The organism is Stutzerimonas stutzeri, from assembly GCF_024448935.1.
Classification (GTDB): Bacteria; Pseudomonadota; Gammaproteobacteria; order Pseudomonadales; family Pseudomonadaceae; genus Stutzerimonas; species Stutzerimonas stutzeri_AO.
Genome location: NZ_JAMOIE010000249.1, coordinates 1 through 891, shown reverse-complemented (window position 1 = coordinate 891; position 891 = coordinate 1). Strand labels below are relative to the sequence as shown.

At 48.6% G+C, this 891-nt stretch carries 1 tRNA gene and 1 rRNA gene; both read left to right on the top strand.

The features are described from left to right. Window positions 1-29 precede the first annotated feature (29 nt). Window positions 30-105: transfer RNA gene (locus NA637_RS25165), tRNA-Ala, on the top strand. A 254-nt stretch (window positions 106-359) separates the two neighbouring features. Then, a 23S ribosomal RNA gene (locus NA637_RS25160) occupies window positions 360-891 on the top strand; the annotation flags it as partial.

The following is an 891-nucleotide window of genomic DNA, read 5'->3' as shown; positions in this document are numbered from 1 at the left end:
TTGTCATGGGATGTGGCCGATCTGTAGATGGGGCCATAGCTCAGCTGGGAGAGCGCCTGCCTTGCACGCAGGAGGTCAGCGGTTCGATCCCGCTTGGCTCCACCATTATTCTCGACATCGCTTGAAAGCACAGAAATGAATAGATTCCTCTTCGGAGTGTATTGATTTCTGGTCTTTGCGCCAGTAACTGTTCTTTAAAAATTTGGGTATGTGATAGAAGTAGATTTGAGTGGTCACTTTCACTGGTGATTATTCAAGTCAAGGTAAAATTTGCGAGTTGCTCTTCATGAGCAAATGCGGATTTTCGGCGAATGTCGTCTTCACGTTATAGACAGTAACCAGATTGCTTGGGGTTATATGGTCAAGTGAAGAAGCGCATACGGTGGATGCCTTGGCAGTCAGAGGCGATGAAAGACGTTGTAGCCTGCGATAAGCTTCGGGGAGTCGGCAAACAGACTTTGATCCGGAGATCTCTGAATGGGGGAACCCAGCCATCATAAGATGGTTATCACACACTGAATACATAGGTGTGTGAGGCGAACCAGGGGAACTGAAACATCTAAGTACCCTGAGGAAAAGAAATCAACCGAGATTCCCTTAGTAGTGGCGAGCGAACGGGGACTAGCCCTTAAGCTTCTTTGATTTTAGCGGAACGCTCTGGAAAGTGCGGCCATAGTGGGTGATAGCCCTGTACGCGAAAAGGTCTTAGAAGTGAAATCGAGTAGGACGGAGCACGAGAAACTTTGTCTGAATATGGGGGGACCATCCTCCAAGGCTAAATACTACTGACTGACCGATAGTGAACCAGTACCGTGAGGGAAAGGCGAAAAGAACCCCGGAGAGGGGAGTGAAATAGATCCTGAAACCGTATGCGTACAAGCAGTGGGAGCC